Raw genomic sequence first — 21,657 nt, 5'->3', positions numbered from 1 at the left:
TGATACATGAAACTCATGTCCCAATGCGAATCTTCACCAAACCTATATCACTTTAAAAGTGATCTATATTGTCATAATTTTAAAATAATTGAGTTACCTAACTTTCTTTCATTGAGCTCATTAGAAGATTCATTAAATGTACTGTTTGCCATCTTCATATATTTGTGTGCTCCTACACATCCCCATTTTGACTCACCATGGGCACTTATCTAAACATCCAAAATCATAATTTAGAATTCTCTCATCCAATTTATTTTGTTGCACATAAAAACTCCTCAAATCTATGAGGAGCTTTTACTTTTACCTATCTAAAAAGATCGCTAAATGGACTTTTATTATTTTTAGCAACTAAGTATAGAAACACTTTAATTGCATTCTGAGTAGATATGCCACTTCGACTAAATATTTCATCAGTTTTAGTCTTAATATCTTTATCAATACGAATTTGTACTAAGACATCCTTCATAAAATCACCCTAATTCTTACTTATGCTTTTTTCCTGATAGATAATATCCAAAGATACCTAAGCTTGAAATCAACGCACCAATGACTGATAGCTCAGAAGCACTTTGCATACCTGTATCAGGTAATACACTTGCGCCCTTATTAGTAGCAGTATCTAACAATGTATTAACTACTTTATGACTATCACCTGTGTTGTTATTTTGATTCACAACATTATTGTCGGTTCCGTTATCAGTTGGTGTGCCAGGATTGTTTGGTACACTAACTTTACTGTAGATTACCTTATATGCCAGATCCTTACTATCAATAGTAATGCCACTTACTGCGTCAATTGATGCATGATCAGCAATATATCCATTGATTATTGGTGAAATCTTCGCATCAAAAGTGGTGTCGCCATCCTTAGCTACCCAATCAGTATACGTAACTTCACCAGTTACTTCATCTACTATAGCTGTACGAGTGTACTCTACTTGATCAACAACAGTATTAGATGCTGTTGTACCATCTTCAAATTCATAGGTAACAGTCTCAGTAATGATAATATCAACAGATTTTTTATCTGTTCCAACTGGCCACTTAGGACCAGTTGGATTACTTGGATCAATTGGCGTTCCTGGAGTTCCTGGCTGATCAGGTGTAACTGTCTTAGTTGCGTGCTTCAAATGTACTTCAAAACTTTGGACAGTTCCATCTTGATTGTAGACAACACCACCAGCTGGATAGCCATCAGAAACCAACTCATAGCCTTGCTTTTCGTAGTTCGCAATATCCCCCGCCGTTGTATAACTATCCGTCGTACCAAACTTACCAGCTAAGTTCTTCGTACCGTCTGTCAACGTCTTACCAGTTGTATCATCAATAAATTTAACCGTAGCATTCTCATCATTAACTACATACTTGATGGGTGTATTAGTTCCAGGGTTTGCTGGAGTGATTGTATCACCCGGCTTCAACGGATTACCGTTACCATCTTGTGGTGTATATCCTGGTACATTGGGAACTGTAACCTTACCAGGTTGCGTAGGATCCATAGGATCATTTGGATAAGTTACACTTGGGATCTTTGGCCAACTTGGATCATTTGGATCACTTGGTGTTGGCACAAGACTACCAAGCTTGTTATAGGTAATAATCTCATTAACGTCCTTACTATCTGCAGTTAGACCGTCAATTTGGTTAACTTGCGCCTTATCGGCATAATACCCGTCAACAACTGGTGTTACCTTCTTATCAAAGGAAGTATCGTTATCCTTGGCTGACCAATCAGTATAAGTTACTGCACCGGTAACTTCATCAACCGTAGCCGTCCGCGTAAACTCAACAGAATCATTAACAGACGTAGGCGTCTTTGAACCGTCAGCGTAAACGTAGTTTACGGTTTCATTAACTTTTTTGTCTAATGAATCCTTGTCTGAACCATTTGGCCACTTAGGACCGGTTGGATTACTTGGATCAATTGGTGTTCCCGGAGTTCCGGGTTGCTCAGGTGTAACTGTCTTAGTTGCGTGCTTCAAATGTACTTCAAAGCTTTGGACAGTTCCATCTTGATTATAAACAACACCACCAGCTGGATAACCATCAGAAACCAACTCATAGCCTTGCTTCTCATAGTTCGTAATATCCCCCGCCGTTGTATAACTATCCGTCGTACCGAACTTACCAGTTAGGTTCTTCGTACCATCCGTCAACGTCTTACCAGTTGTATCATCAATAAATGTAACTGTTGCATTTTCATCATTGGCTACATACTTGATTGGTGTATCAGTTCCAGGGTTTGCTGGGGTGATTGTATCACCTGGCTTCAATGGATTACCGTTACCATCTTGTGGTGTATATCCTGGTACATCAGGAACAGTAACCTTGCCAGGTTGTGTAGGATCCGTAGGATCGTTTGGATAAGTTACACTTGGGGTCTTTGGCCAACTTGGATCATTTGGATCACTTGGTGTTGGTACAAGACTACCAAGTTTGTTATAGGTAACAGTCTCATTAACGTCCTTACTGTCTGCAGTTAGACCGTCAATTTGGTTAACTTGCGCCTTATCGGCATAATACCCATCAACAACTGGCGTTACCTTCTTGTCAAAAGAAGTATCGTTATTCTTGGCCATCCAATCAGCATAAGTTATCTCGCTAGTTACTTCATCAATTGTTGCTGTTCGAGTGAACTCAATAGAATCGGTCGCATAACTTGGTGACTTTGACCCATCCGCATAAACGTACTTCACAGTCTCATTAATCAGTTTATCCAGTGAATTTTTATCAGACCCATCTGGCCACTTTGGTCCAGTCGGATTACTTGGATCAATTGGCGTTCCGGGCGTCCCTGGTTGATCAGGTGTCACTGTCTTCAAAGCGTGTTTAAAGTGTACAGTGAATAATTGATTTACAGCATCATTGATGTCAAATGTAACACCGCCACTAGGATAATCTTGTGAAACAACTTCATATCCTTGTGTCCTCCACTTTTCAATTTCCTCATTTGTTAGGTAACTGCTGGTTGTACCTCCAACACCACTTAACATTACGTTGTTCAATTCAACATCCGTATTGTCGTCAACATAACTAACGTATGCATACTGAGTATCAGGTGTATAAATGTATATCACATCAGCATTAGTACTAGTAAATGTTCCATTTTTGTTTGACGGTGATGATACCAAATGATAGTTCTTTATTATAGCTGGATTGGTTGAATACCGGTCGCCGACAGTTCCAGATACAGTAGTTGAGGGAATTATATCAGTACCATCAGCCGTTTGATATTTAACATTAACTGAACCAGTTTCTGTGCTCGAAGTGCTAATTGTTGCTAAATTATTTGCTTCGGTACTATTAGCCTCCGTTGGCTTAGCGGAGCTATCATTTGAGTTAACGCTTGATGCAATGTTACTACTTGATGAGGTACTTTGTGCAACTGCTTCGGAATTGTTGCTTGAACTTGCTGTATTAGAATTTACACTTTCATCATTCTTCGAAAGCACTAAACTATTCCCATTTGTGGGCGCATTTGAATTAACAGCAACATCTTCTGGCTGGCTCTCTGCATCAGCTGAAACAGTGTCAGCATGTGCACTTAGTGCTCCACCACCAGCAATTGCTAGAAACATTGACGCAGCAAACAACCACTGTTTACCGCTTTTGTACATCTTAAACCGTTTTGCAATTTCTCTCGACTCATGAGCCATTGCCCGATCATATTTTTCCTTTGTCATAACCAATTCTCCTAAACCCCAAAGATTTTAAGTTAATGATTACAAAGTTCAAATCATTTTATGATTAAATTGTCCCCTTATAATCAAAACTTCATTCATCGTATGAACCCCCTTCAAGATCACCAGCTCTTGAATCCTTAATATTGAGCTGCTTGGTGATTAACATACATTTATATGATAACCCACAAAAAAAACATTTCTTTATCATATTATGCTTAATAATTACTCAATTATTGACATTTAAAGCCAATATTTACAATTTGTACCTATAATTCCATTCCATTTTGATATATCAACCAATCGAAAATGCGTTCCAAGAATAGCAAAATCATTTAAGGACCATTTCATTAATATATATACTAACTTGGAATGTTCGGCCTCCTGGTCGCAAATAATAGACTTATTTGATGGAGACGTCATGGTGACACATAGATATAAATCCAAAAAAAGACCTCAAAATAAGTAGTATTTACTACAGATCTTGAGGTACATCTTATTCAGATATTTGATATAGCCAGTCTTGAAACTAACCTTTAATAACAAAAGCACTACAAATCCAAATTATTTTTTCATTAGATTTCCCAAACCGTTTGTAATTCTTGGTACAAATTCAATATTCTTCTTCTTGGCATCATTTAGTAATTTCTTCCAAGCCTTCCAAACATTCTCTTCTGAATATCGTTCAGCTAGTTCATATGAACGTGTTGACATTGTTTGCAACTCAGCTTCATCAGTAAATAATTCCACTAACTTATCTGCCATCGCATCGATTCCCTCGTAAGGAACAACATACCCATTTTCGCCATCAACAATTAACTCATTTGGACCATAATTAACATCATAGGTTATTCCGACCATTCCATGGCTAATCGCTTCCATCATCGAAAGATTGAACCCTTCCATCACGGATGCAAGTCCATAAATCTGACTGCCATTTTGAATGCTTGCAACGTCATTAGCATATTCATTAATTGAGACTGCATCGTTTAGATCATACTCCTCAATCACAGCATTAATCGCTTTAATGGCCGCATCGTTATCACGATGATCAATATAGCCATATACATCAATTGAGATATCTGGCACTTGTTGCTTGGCGATTCCCATGGCACGAATAATATGATCAATTCGCTTCTCTGGCGCAATTCGCGCCGTTACCAAGATACTATGCTTTTTTCGTTGGCTCATGGGAATTTGCTTTGTCACAAAATCGGCATCTGGCACAACTCCAACGGGAATTGTAAATAACTTGGCCGTTGGCTTAAAGCGCATACGTACATCATGCGTCTGTTTCTTCGTTGCCGAGATAATCGCATCGTAACTATTTGCATTTGTTAGTGAGTATTCATAGAAATTGTTCATTACAGAATGCATTGGATCTTGTGCGTCTCCGGCGTGTGAATTATGCAGATGTAGCACACTATAAGCGGGCCGGTCTAATTCAAGCAATGCCCAATCGGCCAGATGGGTTCGATCCATGATGAATATATTTGCACTATCATCTTGCCAATACTGTTCGTTCAATCGATTATAGAAATGTAAGGTCAGTTCATCAATGTTTGAGAACACATATACCTTCCCATCTGTTTCTGTTAACCGCCAACCTGCCTTAGTATAGTTTTGAACGCCATCATACTTGTTAAACGTTTCAAGGACTGGTCTTCCAGCAAGATCATACCAGACTTCCGTACCAATCTTGTTATCCGGAGTATACCACTGTGCTAAGCTAATAAATCCACGGTAATCATAGAAGTCTACTCGATAGAGATTATTAAACCCATCAAAATATTCGACGGCGCTAACACGTTCATCTGGATCATCAGTAAAATATCTGACGCGTGCCAGCAGCTGATTGCCACTAGTCACAGCATAAAAATCTTGACCAGCTTCTTTAGTATAGACCGCGTCTTTGACACCAAAATCTAGATTACCAACTGTAACAATCGTTTCCTCCACATCCTCTGTCTTCTGGAAATAATCGAACATTGCTAGAGTCTCGTCTACTCGCACTCCCACTTCATCTAAGAAACGATGTAATGATGGATTCCATTCTCGAAAGACTAATTTAAATGGCTCATCATGATCGCGAAATAACTTTGCACGCTTTAATTGCGCATGTTCAATACCAGAATTTTTGCGATTAAACGTTGAATTAATAAAAAATATCATACATCCTACCTAATCTATAAATAAAGTGTTGACTTTACGTTGCGTCTCTTTCCACTTTGACCAAACTGACTTTTCGTAATACTCTTTGGCACGCTCTTTAGACGACTTCGAGAAACGGGTCCATTTTTCTTCGTCATCAAGAATCTCCAAAACCGCGTTCGCAGCTGTTTGGATGCTACCGTACGGTACAAGACGACCGTTAACCATATTTTCAACTAGTACACTCGGTCCGTATTTCACGTCGTAAGCTACTACGGGAAGCCCATAACTCATTGCATCAAGTATCGACATCCCGAAACCTTCACTTTCAGAAGTACTAATTAATAAGGCCGCCTCACGTAGTGCTTGATCTAATTCATCTGCCTTTTGATAACCCTTAAAATGTACTGTATCTTTTAAATCATACTTCTCAACAAGTTTGTTCATATCTTCTTGCACCGTTGATGGTGTCGCGTATCCATAGAAGTCAACTTCAACAGCTGGATTCTTTTGATGAACTTGTCGTAAAATCTCTAAGACATCGGCTGGCTTCTTATCATATGACAGTCGCCCTACATAGACAATTTTGTTTTTATTCCGCTTGCTAACAGCAGGTAGCCTAACATTTTCCACAAATGTATCGGGCAAGACAACTACTTGCTTAAAGTTATGAAACTTCATAATCTCATCTCGCTGCTGTTTAGTTGCCACAATCAAACCATCAAAGTCTTGATTATATTTGGTAAACAGTTCATCCAAGTAGCTTACTACTCCTGGTGCACCGCCCGCCTGACGATTATTTTCAGCATGTGCATTGTGTAGCGCTTGCCACTTACCTTGGGCATTTGAAACTGCTACAACGGCACTGACTAACGAAGGCCGATCGTTGATAAAGACACTTGGCTTTTCAGCAGCCAACTCGTTCATAAAGAAAGTAAATAGTTGATTCTCTGTATTAAAACGGTAGTTTTGTCCCTTGTAGTCTAATAATTTATACATTGTTGGTTGTAACGTATCACCAACATTCATATGGGTCACTTCAATCTTTACTCTTCCATTCCGGTCAAAGAAAACTTGCGCGCCCAATGTGCCGTCAGGATGGAAGTAATTTGTCGATGACTTAAACCCACGTCGATCCCAAATATCTTGAGTCACAAGCTCATTCATATCATTAAGAAAATCCATTGAGCCAATCATCCCAATCGTCCCCGGAGCGATATGTACTTTGGCAATCGTTTTCCCCGCATGTTTGATAAGTGTTTCATTTGCATCAACACCCTCAATATGATACATATTCTTATCGATGATCTCCGTATAACGCACATTTACATCTTTGCTTGGCACATTTACAACATCTTGAAAATAATCATACATATTTAAGACGTATTCCGGGCTCACATCTGCATTTAAAAGGTCACCTTCCAGCTGTGAATTATAATTACGTGTAATAATTTTAGCTTCAATTTGATTATCCAAGAACATTTTTAGTCGGCGAATCGCCGAAAACTCCGTCCCAGAGTTCATCGTAAAAATATTTTCGTTCACAAAATAATTCATACTTACTTGTCACTCCTGTCTTGCGTCGAAAAGGGGAAATCATTATTAAAGTCGGGTACCCCATCGGCATCCAACTTCAAATCTTGGTCATCATTTTGCTTAACTCTCTTGATAAGATCGTTATTTTGTTCCTGCAAGTTTCTTGTGGTATATTCCAAGCTACGCGTCCTTTGAAGGACGGCTGCATATTTATTTTCTAACGTTTGCTTCTGCGCATCTAAAGCCGCGTTTTTGTCAGTCAAATCAGCGATAATCTGATCCATTTGATTACGTGTATTTTTAAAATCATCAATTGACTTTTGCTTTAGCTCATCAACCTGATGCTCCCAAGCTTTATTTTGTTCAATCAAGGTACGAATCCGTTCATTTAATAAATCAACTTGTTCGGTTTGTTGTTGTACCTTAACAAGATTTTTATTGCTAGTTTCTTCAATTCGACCATGCTCTTCGTCGAAATTGGCAATTTCTTGTTCCGCATTTCGAAGTCTAGTTTCCAAGTGCTGTCGATTAATTTTCTCGTCATCATACTTTTGTCGAAGTTGAGCTTCGTTGTCCTGCAGTGTTTTAATCCGTGCCTCGAGTGAAATACGCTCTTTACGTCCTGCATCAGTGATGCTTTTCGTTTTCTGCTCGAAATCCATATATCGTTTTTCAACTTCGGTTGATTTATCTTCGAATTGCTTTGCCCACTCATTTTCAATTGTATCGAGTTCCTGTGCATGACTATTCTTCAGATCCTTAATTATCTGTTCATATTTTTCATTAGTATTATGAATGTATACCGTGGCCTCGTTACGATATTCTTGCCATTTATTATTCTTGCGGTATAACTCATCGTTGTACTTCTGTAATTGATCAACCTGAGCGATCATCAAATTATTCTGCGTCACAACTCGATTTAATTGTTCTGCTAACAGCACGTTAATTGAAGTACTATTTTCATTTCCGTCAGAGCCCGCTAACTCGACTTGATGGTCATTTTTTGTCGTGTCTAGAATTGGCATTTGATCAGGAACCGTCTCATCAATATTATCGGCAACGGCCTCTAGTTCAGATAAGCTTTGGTCTAAGTCAATCTGGTTTGCACTTCCTTCAGACATTGACTCTGCAGTTTTTGGTGACTCGCTAATAAATTCTTGACTCGCTGCCTTCATTGGCGCAAGGTTATCCTTCTCCTTCACTACAGTTGACTCCGTTTCCTCAAACTTGGTCACCGTTTCCGATTCATCCGTGGTACTTTCCTCATCATCATGAGTAACAACACGATTCGAATCATCATGCTCCTCCTCAACTTTGTCCGTAGATTCGGTTATATCATCTTCAGTTACCTCGGTGCTGTCTTGCTCACGTCTAAGGCTAAAATTGCTCGTACCTGCACTTAAAATATTCTCTATTTCAGCAATATCAATACCATTTAGTCGACCATCTTGTCCTTCACGGCTCATCTGTTTCTCTCTTTCACTAACATCAAATACATCCGTCACTATCTCGTTTGATAGATCGAGAAATTCATCATATTTTTTCCTTTGAGTAGTTGCCACTATAGCCCCCTATATAATCAAAAATAATATCAGTAACTTATTTCAAATAAGATTGCCTTACTTATTTTGCAATTACTTGAATTAGCGTAATCAAGATTCCCGATAAGGAAAGCAACAACATCAACACCACGAAAATTTTGATAATAATCTGTAATCCTGAAACTCGTTTCTTATTTCTTTGCATCTAAATCTCCCCCGTCTCACTTATAAATTTGCCGACTATGCCTCTTTTAACTGAGCCGTATATTGTTGCAATTGTTTATTGAGAGCCGCAAACTCAGGTGACTTAACATAAACAAAAGTTTTATTAGCTAGAGGAACCGTCTTTGGATCAACAATACTTTTAGCCATTGCATCTGCCTTTTTATAGATTATTTCATCTGTATATTGTGGAGCTTCAAAGGCATGATATTCATCAAATCTTGCGCCAGGCGATTTTACCAGCACCAAGCCTATGCCCATTTTTTGACCTCCAAACAATAGATTGGCACGATGACCATAATGTCCCACTCCTAGTCCCTCCAGGTTATCTGATTCGTCATACCAGTTCATTACCATATAGTAAGCAATTTCTTGATTTGATTGGAGTTTGCTTATAATTCCCTGAGTGGTACCAATATTTTCTGTTGAGCCATTTGATCCACTGTGGCTAAAGTTATTGACAATTTCTTGCGCCCGCTGCTGAGCAAATAACTGTTCGTCTGCCGAATAAGTCAATGACGGTAGATTATTATTCGCCCGCAACTCATTTACATACTCTAAAAAGTATCCATTAATCTTTTCAATATCAGGTGTGAAATTTTCCTCGGCCGCTAGATAAACCGTATCTGACCCTGGGTAATTTGAGGTTGCCTTGAATTTACTTGCCAAATTACTGCTCGAATTTGGCAAAGCAGCAATTGAACTGGTAACCCGCGAAATTGCTGCTAGGGTTTTCGAGTTGGCGTTTGAGCTTGATAGGTTGCTACTCGAAACAGTCACTGATGCAACCTGTTGAATTACACGCTTTGTGGTTAAATCATTAAACTTGTACATCACATAGTAAACTCCAGGAATCGACAAGTTGACCGTACCTGTAATTGAAATTTCACTTGCCGAAATCGATTTACCAGTAGAATCATTGGCATTAACAAAGTTGGTGATTGGTCGCCAAGCGTTTCCTCTCTGCACAGTCACATCTCGCGTCACCAATTGAGCAGAAACATTTGTTGTCGCACTTGATGTTGTGGAGCTAGCATTTGAAGAGGCGTTTGATGCTACGGAACTAGCACTTGATGACATCGATCCAGCACTAGAGCTAGAATCATTTTTACCGGTAAGCTTTCCAATCACATTGTTAATTACATTCTTGATTGGCGCTAAAATTCCATTCGCAAGATTCTTAATCGTCGTCAATAGTGGCCCAGAAACTTTATCAGCAATTCCCGTCACGATTGGCTTGATCTTATTAATTATGCCAGTCGCGGCATTGATGGCTTTTTGCAAGCCATTAATTACAACTGGCGTTACCGTCTGAGTGATTTGAGTGACTTTATCAAGCAATCCGCCCAAACCTACACCCGTCGCCAAAGTCTTAACAATTGAAGCGGGGCTAATATTGGATAGATCAGACAATATTGGTGTAATGACACTTGATATGTTGCTACCAATCAACGGAATCTGCTTAACAATTGGTTCTGTAATTCTAAGTAAGGTTTTCCCTAGTAGATTAACACCATTGTTAATGATATCCGCAATCATCTTATTTGAATCTATTCCAATTGCGCTACCCATATTTTGAGCGGCCGAAATTGCACCTAAAATCCCATTTACGACTGGCGCAATCGTGTTAATTTCGGGCACTAATGAACCCGCCTTATTCATGATTGTTGAAAGTGCACTGGTAAGATTTTTAATGCCAAAAGTACCTACCAACTGGGCCATGGCGCTGCCAAAACTCATGTTGTACAATGATCCCAGCGAGTTTGCCATACTATTTAAATCAATACTAGCCAAAGATGTAGGTAAAGCGCTCAAAGACATACTATCCAGCGAGATTGAGTCTGTTCTAAGCCGCTCGGCCAATTGTTCCAACATCGCTGAATCTTCTGGACTTAGGCTAGTGTCACTACTATCAGCCGTACTATGCACGTCAAAAGTTGGTGCAGAGCTTAATGCATCACTACTTGAAGAGATATTTAATGTTATGTCATCTGCGGATGCTATTGCCACGCTAGATAACGTGGCGCCCATATCGCTATTTGGGACAACACTACTGACATCCACATTCTGTACGTTATTTGAATTTTCTGTTGCGACACTAACAGTGCTTCCCGTAACACTGCTAGCTACCGCAGTCGCTGAATCGACCTCTGCGGCGCTGCTCGAATTTTCTTCAGCTACGTTATCTACCATAGCCCCAGCTGATGCCACCACAGCATCACTTTGGGGCGTACTTTTGTCCGGCTCAATACTATTTGAAGCCACGGTACTCGTTTCGCTCTGAACGTTAACCATCATTCGTGTAGGCGCCACTGTCTGTGCCGAGCTACCAATATCTGACTGGATTTGATTAGAGTTTTCGTCGTCCGCATGAGCGACAAGGTTCGTATCCGCCATTGTCATTCCAGCTCCTGCGATAAACGCAATCACACTCGAACTATACAACCATTTCTTTCCCGATTTCCATCGGCGGAAATTTACATGCTTATAATCTTCTTTCGATTTAACCAAACTATTTTTCATGCCTTCCCTACCCCTATATATTATTCAGAATTATTCTAAATTTCTTCAAATTTAGCCCATAATTCTTTAACATAACCCATCTATGATTAAGTTTGTAAAAAGGGTAGTTGGCCTCCCGTTAAGAAACCAACTACCCTCAAAGTACAATCTTGGTGATATAACGTACTATTCAGTTATTTTAATAACGGTCATTCCTTCAACTCGCATCTTTGAATGAGGATCAATAAAGTAAAACATCATTGGATAATCTCCTGGAACATTAACAGGTACATTACCAACCGATGAAATTTGAGCAGCATCGACTGTTTGCCCCTGCGAATCAATTGCAGATTCAAGGAGCGATATCAGTCGAAAAGCTGTTCCTTTTTTTATTTCTAACGATTTTAATTTAATTTCACCAAACATAATTTCCTCACTTAAATTTGCTTCAAAATTGGACGATTTAGGCCGTAACAGTTACTTGAGCATAGCCATGTGTAATCGTATTCGTGCCACTATCTGGATAACTGTAATCCACAATATAAACACCTGGGACCTTTGTATTGACCGATCCAGTTGCAGTGATCAATGAAGCAGCGACATCTTTACCATTACTATCCGTGGCCTTATCAAATCCACTCTTCAGATTGAATACACCACCCTTGGCAACAGTAACTGCCTTGGTAACAACAGTACCCGCCTTTGCAGTAACTTCCTTAATAGTTGACAACAAATCAGAAATCCCCGGTAGGGCTGCAATATCTTTAACGAGTTGACTGGCATCTGGGAGGGTTAAACTAATTCCCATAGCCTTAGTTAGAGCACCGATTGCTCCACCGATTGCTCCACCGATTGCCGCGCCAATTGGTGCGCCAATAAAAGTTCCCGCTGTAACGAGCAATGGCGTAACAATAGATGCAATCGCCGTTGTAAATGGTGCAATCACCCCAGTAATTGTACCTATTGTTCCTACAATAGTCGTAATAACGGTTGGAATCATCATTAGAACATGGGCACCAACATACCCTACTAACCAATCATTAATTGTCGTGCCTGCAATTGCACCCAGAGTTGCACCAATAGCAGTACCGCTAACAATATTATCCACATGTCCATCTTTTGAGAGACCTTTGCCCATAGTTGAGCCATAATAAGCACCCATACCTGATGAGATAGTTCCACCGAACCATGCAGAGATTCCACCGATCCATCCCATAGCTACCCAAGGATGAAGTCCACCTGCCCAGCCTAGAATTGGAATTAACCCCATTAACGTACTAGTTAATCCTACTGGGATAACTGCAATTGCATTAGCACCAAATCCAGCAAGTGCTGAGCCGGCCGTGCCATAGAACGTTGCACCAAGAACACCACCAAGCCAAGATTCTGCAAATTCACCGAAACTTGACCCTGACCAATCTGGTAATATTCGAATTGGATTAATCGTTTGGACTACGCCACTAACTACATTCCAAATTGTTCCTGTAATATTCTTTAAAACATCCATTGGATTAAAATTAGATAGTAATTTGTTGGCTCCGCTTAATGGATTTAGACCAGAGAATAACTTGGAGGCTCCACTCAACAAATCAGATGGATTAAGTGACAGCCCTGCCAGTGTCATTGACTCTTTAATGGAATTTCCAAGTGCATCCTCAGAAGATGAAATACTTGCCATCATTGATTTATAAGCATCCGTTGCCTCATAAGACTTCATATCGTCCCCAAATTGTGCCCCAAGCGACGTTGCAAAGAATGAATTTGCTAACGAAGATGCAAGACTAGCATTCGATTCTGCAACCGCCTCCGACATTGCCTCATTAAATTCCTTATATTGAGCGTTTGAGGCATAGGAATCCAAAGCCGACATCATTGCTCGTCCCTCAGAAGTTTGAGCAAATTCTGAAACTGCTGCGGAACTAGCATTCGAAGCAAGGATAGCGGCAGAATTAGCATTCGAGATTAGAGTTTGTCCCTCAGAAGTTGCTATGAATGCGTTAGCAACACTTGTTGCGTCATTTGTAGATGCAGACCCGCTTGTCGTTGCCATGCTTGACGCAACTGACATGATAGACGAAATTGTTGCGTTGGAGATTGTAGTTGGCATATTCGAAGCCATTGACATCAAGATTGATCCTTGAGAAGTAGCTGCAAATGATGCAATTAATGATTTAGCTAATGCTGTGTCAGATGATGTAACTGCCGCTGATAGCTGATTTTTGAAATCTTGAACTTGCGAGTCAGCCATCAACGAACCCAATGAGTTCATTGATGAAGCTGCTGAATTAATCATATCAACAGCATTTGATGCAAATGACTTACCAGCATCAGTATTTGCAAATGAATTCATTGCTGATGACGCCAAACTCATATCTCCATTTGAAATAGCTGTAGCTACTTGCGAGCTAAGTGATTGAACCGCTGAACTTTGCAAGGCGTTCGCGGCATTTGATGACAAAGTCATCCCTGCTCCACCATTAACGGCTAGCGAACTTGTTGTAGTTTGATTGGCAACATCAGAGGTCGTTACTACAGGGCTAGTTGTATCACGTACATTAACCTGCGTCTTACCAGTTACCGTCGCCCCGTTTACGTCCACGAAGCTGTACAAAACAAAGTAAGTTCCTGCAATATTCGAATTAACTACTCCCGTAATTGAGATAGCTGATTTGTCCACGGTCTTTCCAGTACTGTCTGTGGCTTCCACGAAACCGGCTGCTTGTCGGAAGGCTTGCCCTTTATTAACCGTAACGTCTTTCGTGATCAAAGCTGGCGTTGTCGTCATTTGACTAGTAGCCGCGGCGGTGTTAAATCTCGCTTCAGTACCCACAGGAGCTGTTGGAGCTTCAACAGATGATGACGTTACTGGCTGTGCCTGAACTGATGTTGCGGCTACGCTGGTTGCAGTTGAACTTTCATTAGCAACACTCTTAGCCCCTGAAGCAATGCTTGTACTCTCGCTTGAAGCAGAACTAATCTCACTAGTCATTGCTGACTCGGACGTACTAATTGACATTGCAGCACTACTAGTCGCAACAGTTGATCCAACCGCAACTTCACTCGTAACGGCCGATGTGCTATCTGTATCAGCTTGTGTTGTCTCACTTGTACTTGGCGTTACTGTATCCGCACTGGCATCCGAAGCTCCACCAATCATTGTGGCACCACCACCAATGACCGAGGCAACTAAAGCTGATGCGAACAACCAGCTCTTACCCTTCTTCCATGAACGGAAATTTGTATTTTTCTTTTCAACTTGTGTTTTCTCAAAGAGCGCGCTTACGCGATTCTTATAATTACCCATAATCAATACTTCCTTTACCTAATAACCAATTCTCTTAAAAATGCTTCCGTCGACGAGCTCCACCGAGCAAGGCCAATCCGCCAAGCAAAGCTAGCCCACCAACGAGAGCTTCTGGTGAATCCTCGAATCCTGTTTCCGGAAGAACCCCCGCTTCTGACTTTTTAATACCGTTCTGGTTGGCGGCTGTAACAGCACTTGTTGTCACACCTGAGCCATTTGTTTTATTAACTCCAGTGCTGTTGCCTGCACTACCGCCATTTGTTGTATTCAAGCCATTTGAGCCAGTATAATTGCCGTTTGGATCAACATTATTACCGTTCGAGCCGTTACTATTTGATCCGTTGTTTACTGAAGAACCTGAACCATTATTCGAACTGCTATTCGAAGAGTTTGAGTTTGAAGATCCGCTACCATTACTTGATGCTGAGCTGGCAAGACTAGAGGCAATTGAACTAGCTAAGCTGTCATCCTTAACTGCTTGACTGGCGGCTGAACTGGCAGCTGAAGCAGCACTTGAAGCCTTAGAAGTATCACCATTGCTAGTAGCCTTTGATGCCTCATTGGCGGCTGAACTGGCAACTGAAGCAGCACTTGAAGCATCCGACACTAGGCTAGAAATTTGACTATTTGATGAGGCGTGACTAGCGATCGAACCAGCATGACTGGCAGCTGAGCTGGCCAATGAAGCACTTGAACTTGCATCCTTACCATAGTCATGATTTGCATTTGATTCAGCAATACTTGACGCAATCGAACCAGCAGCACTATTGTCCTTAACCGCTTGACTAGCGGCTGAGCTAGCAGTTGATGCAGCTGATGACGCCTTAGATGTATCGCCAGACTTCGCAGCTGATGATGCCACTACAGCAGCTGAGCTGGCAGTTGATGCCATCTTTGAAGCGTCTGATGTTAAGCTTGATAGCGCACTATTATCAGGGTAATTGCTTGCATATGATCCTGTTTCGTGTGCGGCTGAACTAGCAACAGAAGCACTTGAGCTTGCTGCACTAGCATAACCATTGTCCCTATCAGCTAAGCTCGAAGCTAAGTTGGCATTATCCACAGCATCTTTGGCGGCTGAACTAGCCTTTTGTGCCTCACTCATTGCTTGATTAGCTGCCGAACTAGCCAATGTAGCATCAGAACTAGCGATTACTGCCGCACTGGCGGCCTTATCAGCATATGACTTAGCTGCATCTGAATTACCAGTCGCATTGGCACTATTTGCTAATGAAGCATTCTTAGCCGCGTCAGTATTAGCTGAGCTAACTTGACTAGCAAGTGAATCGACCATTGATGCATGCAAACTAGCTGAACTAGCATAACTTGCAGCAATGCTGTTGGCACTAGAAGCATTGCTTGCAGCGCTTTGTACAGCCGAATTAGATGGGTAGTTATTAGCAACTGAACTAGCAACGCTGTTTGCTGATGACGCAGTTGAACTAGCTGAACTAGCTAGTGAACTGGCCTCATTTCCTACAACGTTTGCTGATGATGCTTTCACATTTGATGAACTTGCCACACTACTTGCCGAGCTAGCTACCGACCCATTTGAGCTTGCTGAATTGGCAACCTCAGACGCAATTGAACTAGCAGCCTTACTGTCCTTAACAGCCTCACTGGCAGCTGAACTAGCAACCGATGCGGCTGAACTAGCAGCTGACGTATCCCCAGTGTTCGTTGCTGAGCTAGCAACCGATGCGGCTGACGATGCAACTGATGCAGCGCTTGAGGCATTCGATGACAAGCTTGAAAGTGAGTCATTGTCAGGATATTTGCTTGACTGTGATCCAACTCCACTAGCGGCTGAACTGGCAACTGAAGCATTTGAGCTTGCTTGGCTGGCATAACTATGATCATTTGCCAAACTTGAGGCAACACTTGAGGCAATGTTGGCAAACGAATTAGTAATTGACGCAGCTGAGCTGGCCTGGATTGCTTCACTCATTGCTTGGCTAGCGGCTGAACTCGTCATAGTTGCAACTGAGCTAGCAATTGATGCAGCACTCGAAGCTTTATCAGCGTACGACTTTGCTGCATCATGATTACCAGAAGCATTAGCACTATTAGCCAATGAAGCATTCATCGAAGCTTCATTGTTAGCTGAACTCACAGTCGTTGCCATTGAACTGGCCATTGAAGCATGCGAGCTGGCGTCCTTTGCATAGCTTGATGCCATACTGTTAGCACTTGATGCTGTTGAAGCCGCACTCTTAATAGCACTGTTTGAAGGGTAAGCATTAGCCGCTGAGCTAGCCATCGAGTTTGCTGAGCTGGCAACACTACTTGCTGAGCTGGCAATGCTACTTGCTGAATTAGCAACAACACTGGCTGAACTAGCTACGACATTTGCTGAATTAGCAACGCTGCTTGCTGAGCTGGCCTGTGAGCTTGATGTTGAACTCGCTGAACTAGCGATACTTGAAGCAATTGAACTTGCGGCGCTGTTATCTTTCACTGCATCACTCGCAGCACTTGAAGCCGTTGAAGCTGCACTTGAAGCTGTTGAAGTATCACCTGTACTCATTGCTGATGATGCTACAGAAGCTGCACTTGAAGCTACGGAAGCAGCACTCGAAGCGTTTGATGCCAAACTTGAAAGTGAGCTATTATCAGAATAATTGCTTGCTTGTGAACTAGCTTCGCTAGCCGCTGAGCTAGCAGTCGAAGCACTTGAACTAGCTTGGCTAGCACTACTATGATCATTTGCCAAACTTGAAGCGCCACTCGAGGCAATATAAGCAAAGGAACTAGCAATCGATGCGGCTGAGCTAGCCTGAATTGCTTCACTCATTGCTTGACTAGCAGCTGAACTTGTTAATGTGGCCTCAGAACTAGCAACCACGGCAGCACTTGATGCCTTATCAGCATACGACTTAGCAACATCAGGTTCACCAGCCGCATTGGCACTATTCGCCATTGAAGCATTTGCTGATGCTTCACTGTTAGCAGAACTTACAACGTTAGCGTATGAACTTGCCATTGAAGCATGCGAACTAGCATCCTTGGCGTAGCTTGATGTGATGTTATTAGCACTGGCCACATTACTTGCGGCGCTCTTAATAGCACTGTTTGCTGGATAAGCGCTAGCTGCTGAGCTAGCGACAGAGTTGGCTGAACTAGCAACTGAGCTAGCTGAGCTAGCAATGCTGCTAGCTGAGTTGGCCACAGCACTAGCTGAACTGGCCACAACATTAGCCGAGCTAGCAACGCTGCTGGCTGAGTTAGCTTCGGATGAACTGGCTGAACTGGTTGCGCTGTCCAAGCTTGAAGCAATCGAACTAGCCGCACTATTGTCCTTAACGGCTTCACTAGCTGCGCTTGAAGCTGTTGATGCTGCGCTTGAAGCTGTCGAAGTATCACCCGTGCTCGTTGCCGATGATGCAACTGAAGCGGCTGATGATGCGATCGAAGCAGCACTTGAGGCATTCGATGCTAAGCTTGATAGAGAGCTGTTATTAGAATGGCTACTTGCCTGTACACCTGCTTCACTTGCGGCTGAACTAGCAGTTGAGGCACTTGAACTTGCTTGACTGGCATAGCTATGATCATTTGCCAAACTTGAAGCACCACTTGAAGCAATATTAGCGAATGAACTAGCAATTGCAGCAGCCGAACTAGCCTTAAGTGCTTCACTCATTGCTTGACTGGCAGCTGAACTTGTCAAGACTGCACCAGAGCTAGCAACTGAAGCAGCACTTGATGCCTTATCGGCATATGACTTAGCAGCATCCGGATTTCCAGCAGAATTAGCACTATTAGCCATTGAAGCGTTTGCTGATGCTTCAATGTTAGCTGAACTTACATTTGAAGCATATGAACTAGCCATTGTCGCATGTGAACTTGCATCATTAGCAAAGCTTGATGTAACAGTATTAGCACTTGCAGCGGCACTTGCAGCACTTTGAATTGCACTATTTGCTGGATATGCGTTGGCTGCTGAGCTTGCAACTGAATTGGCTGAGCTGGCTGTACTACTTGCCGAACTTGCAATGCTGCTTGCTGAATTAGCCACAGTGCTTGCCGAGTTGGCAGTCACATTCGCTGAGCTTGCGACACTACTTGCCGAACTTGCTTCTGAACTAGCATGTGAACTGTTACTCTCATTGGCAGTGCTTGAGGCTATTGATCCAGCCACACTCCCATTCGAAACAGCAATTTGTGCAGCTGAGCTTGCTTGCAATGCTTCACTCATTGCCTGACTAGCAGCCGAGCTAGTCAAAGTAGCCTCTGAACTGGCCTTTGTGGCAGCACTTGACGCCTGATCGGCATATGATTTAGCTGCGACCGGATCTCCAGCTGCAATAGCACTATTAGCCATTGAGGCGGCCTTTGACGCCTCAATATTCGCTGAGCTTACCATTGTTGCATGATCACTTGCTGCAGAGGCATCTGAACTAGCATCCTTAGCATAACTACCAGCAACACTGTTAGCACTTGACGCATTTGAAGCAATGCTTTGCAAAGCACTGTTTGATGGATATGCGCTGGCCGCTGAGCTAGCAATTACGTTTGCTGAACTAGCCGTACTACTTGCTGAACTAGCAATACTGCTTGCTGAATTAGCTACGGTACTTGCTGAGTTAGCAACTACACTCGCTGAACTTGCAACACTACTTGCTGAACTAGCTTCTGAACTGGCCTGAGAATTATTACTACTCTCATTAGTGGCACTTGAAGCAATAGATTCAGCAATGTTCCCGTTTGAAACAGCAATTTGTGCAGCTGAGCTTGCTTGCAGAGCTTCACTCATTGCCTGGCTAGCAGCTGAGCTAGTCAAAGTGGCCTCTGAATTGGCTTTTGTGGCCGCATTTGACGCCTGATCGGCATACGATTTAGCTGCGTCTGGGTTTCCAACCTCAATAGCACTGTTGGCCATCGAGGCAGCCTTTGACGCCTCAACATTTGCTGAGCTTACCGTTGTCGCATGGCTACTTGCGGCAGAAGCATCTGAACTAGCATCCTTAGCATAACTACCAGCAACACTGTTAGCGCTTGATGCATTCGAAGCGATACTTTGCAAAGCACTGTTTGATGGATAGGCATTAGCTGCTGAGCTAGCAACTACGTTTGCTGAACTAGCAGTACTGCTTGCTGAACTTGCAATGCTACTTGCTGAGTTAGCAACGGTGCTGGCCGAATTAGCAACTACATTCGCTGAGCTAGCAGCACTACTTGCTGAGCTTGCTTCTGAAGAAGTTGCTTCAGTATCATCTGTCACAGTAATCAAAAAGTATCCTGGGATAAAGGCATCAATACTGCCTGCAATACTTGGTTGATTTCCAGTAATCTGATACTCAACCGCATAAGTTCCTGGCTTATTATATTGAGTACCATTCCAAATGGGTACCCCAGCTCCGTGACCGTCAACAATCATGTTGTTTGGCAACGTTTTATCACTACCAGCGTTCACAAACCATACAGGTCCTGTGAGCTGAGTTCCTGTATATGGCTTAGTGTAGTCAATGTCGTTACTCTTTGTAGCAAGAACGATCGAAAGACCAGGAGCAGGTACGAAGGTTGCAGCCCCAGGAGTACCACTCCCGGCAACCATAAATCCATCTGTTCCCAGTTCATTCAATGACGTATCACCGGTCTTAATAGTAACGTTAACAGCATTCATATTAACGTTGCCATCACCGAGAACATCAGGCCAGTTTTGTGAAGTCGAATCCGCAATTGCGGCCAAAGTCTCTGATGATCCCGTCTCTGAAGTAGCCACAGATTCTGGTGCATTAACCGTATCAACTACATTAGTCGTCATTGAATCGGTTGATTCTTGTACCGTATTTGTATCAGCTGATGTGATCGCCACATTTGAACTGACCGTATCCTCCGAGCTGGTTGCTGATTGCACTTGTGCTGTTGCAACTTCTGAACTAGCATTCTGTACGTTTGCTTCATCCGAGCTGGCAACAGTAGAACCAACAGATACTTCAGAGGCCGCAACTTTAGAACTAATGCTACCTGCCTCGGTTTCTGTTGCTTGCTCAGTATTGGTTGTACTGTCAGCTTTGACATCCGCCGAAGCAGTCGTCTGCGTTAGTGAAACGCCTCCAACAATCGCCGCAATAATGCTTGAGGTATAAAGCCAGCGTTTACCAGCTTTATAACTTTTGAAATTTGTACGTTTAATTTCAACGTCTTTCTCTTTACCGTTATAATTTTGCATTCCCGAATTCCCTCTTAAATTAATTCTTTAAGCACAAAAAATAAGTTCTATACCAGTAGATTACATTCAACATCTACATAAGAAAATTTAATACAACCAATTTCGGAATTCAATGTATTGTTTTGTATCTAATTAGTACATAATTAGAAATTTTTAGGCATCTCTTTTGTATCTCGCAAATAATATATTTATTTTGTGCACAAATTTCCTAACCAAAATATTCGAAATACAAATCCATACAAACATCGAAAGGAAATAACTTTTTAATATCATGAATATATTTCTCTTAGATCGTTTAAGGACCTAAAAAGGATATAAAAAAGTCACAAACATTCCCATTATGCTTAAGGTTAGTTTAATCTACGTGTTTTTCAATGCTCGACAGAATAAATATAATTCCATATTCAAATTTAAAGATCTAAATCAATAAAAGCTATTATCAATCTATTTGAGATCAAAATCTTTAGAAAACCACGAACCTACTGTTCAAAAAGCTCTAGCCAATTTAGAACATAGCCTTGAAAGCCAAAAAAACTGCAATTTCCAAGG

General features: G+C 41.8%; 10 protein-coding genes. All 10 read right to left on the bottom strand.

Features of this window, described 5'->3' with window-relative positions:
• Positions 1-304: 304 nt before the first annotated feature.
• Positions 305-466, bottom strand: coding sequence for a type II toxin-antitoxin system RelB/DinJ family antitoxin (locus ESZ50_RS09120; protein WP_148623258.1), 162 nt, complete (start codon positions 464-466; stop codon positions 305-307).
• A 16-nt stretch (positions 467-482) separates the two neighbouring features.
• The gene (locus ESZ50_RS09115) at positions 483-3,683 is read right to left on the bottom strand and encodes a mucin-binding protein (RefSeq protein WP_148623257.1); all 3,201 of its coding nucleotides are present in this window, start codon (positions 3,681-3,683) and stop codon (positions 483-485) included.
• 561 nt (positions 3,684-4,244) lie between these two features.
• Positions 4,245-5,852 (bottom strand): glycosyltransferase family 4 protein, encoded by a 1,608-nt coding sequence (locus ESZ50_RS09110; protein ID WP_148623256.1) that lies wholly within the window; start codon positions 5,850-5,852, stop codon positions 4,245-4,247.
• Positions 5,853-5,861: 9 nt separating this feature from the next.
• Positions 5,862-7,388: a glycosyltransferase gene (locus ESZ50_RS09105; RefSeq protein WP_148623255.1), complete on the bottom strand. Its 1,527-nt coding sequence runs from the start codon at positions 7,386-7,388 to the stop codon at positions 5,862-5,864.
• A gap of 2 nt (positions 7,389-7,390) precedes the next feature.
• A complete protein-coding gene (locus tag ESZ50_RS09100; RefSeq protein WP_148623254.1) occupies positions 7,391-8,929 on the bottom strand; it encodes a hypothetical protein in 1,539 nt (512 codons plus the stop codon).
• Between the two features lie 61 nt (positions 8,930-8,990).
• Positions 8,991-9,113, bottom strand: coding sequence for a DUF4044 domain-containing protein (locus tag ESZ50_RS09095; protein ID WP_148623253.1), 123 nt, complete (start codon positions 9,111-9,113; stop codon positions 8,991-8,993).
• 35 nt (positions 9,114-9,148) lie between these two features.
• Positions 9,149-11,653, bottom strand: a complete 2,505-nt coding sequence (locus ESZ50_RS09090) for a CAP domain-containing protein (protein WP_148623252.1) — start codon at positions 11,651-11,653, stop codon at positions 9,149-9,151.
• Between the two features lie 165 nt (positions 11,654-11,818).
• Positions 11,819-12,058 (bottom strand): hypothetical protein, encoded by a 240-nt coding sequence (locus ESZ50_RS09085; protein ID WP_148623251.1) that lies wholly within the window; start codon positions 12,056-12,058, stop codon positions 11,819-11,821.
• A gap of 37 nt (positions 12,059-12,095) precedes the next feature.
• Entirely contained in the window at positions 12,096-14,936 is a 2,841-nt protein-coding gene (locus ESZ50_RS09080; protein ID WP_148623250.1) for a bacterial Ig-like domain-containing protein, read from the bottom strand.
• Positions 14,937-14,970: 34 nt separating this feature from the next.
• Positions 14,971-21,108 carry a Ser-Ala-175 repeat protein gene (locus ESZ50_RS09075; RefSeq protein ID WP_148623249.1) on the bottom strand — a complete coding sequence of 2,046 codons (6,138 nt, stop codon included), beginning with the start codon at positions 21,106-21,108 and terminating at the stop codon, positions 14,971-14,973.
• Between the last annotated feature and the right edge of the window lie 549 nt (positions 21,109-21,657).

This window comes from Weissella muntiaci (assembly GCF_008107635.1).
Classification (GTDB): Bacteria; Bacillota; Bacilli; order Lactobacillales; family Lactobacillaceae; genus Weissella; species Weissella muntiaci.
This window is presented reverse-complemented; position numbering and strand designations above follow the sequence as displayed.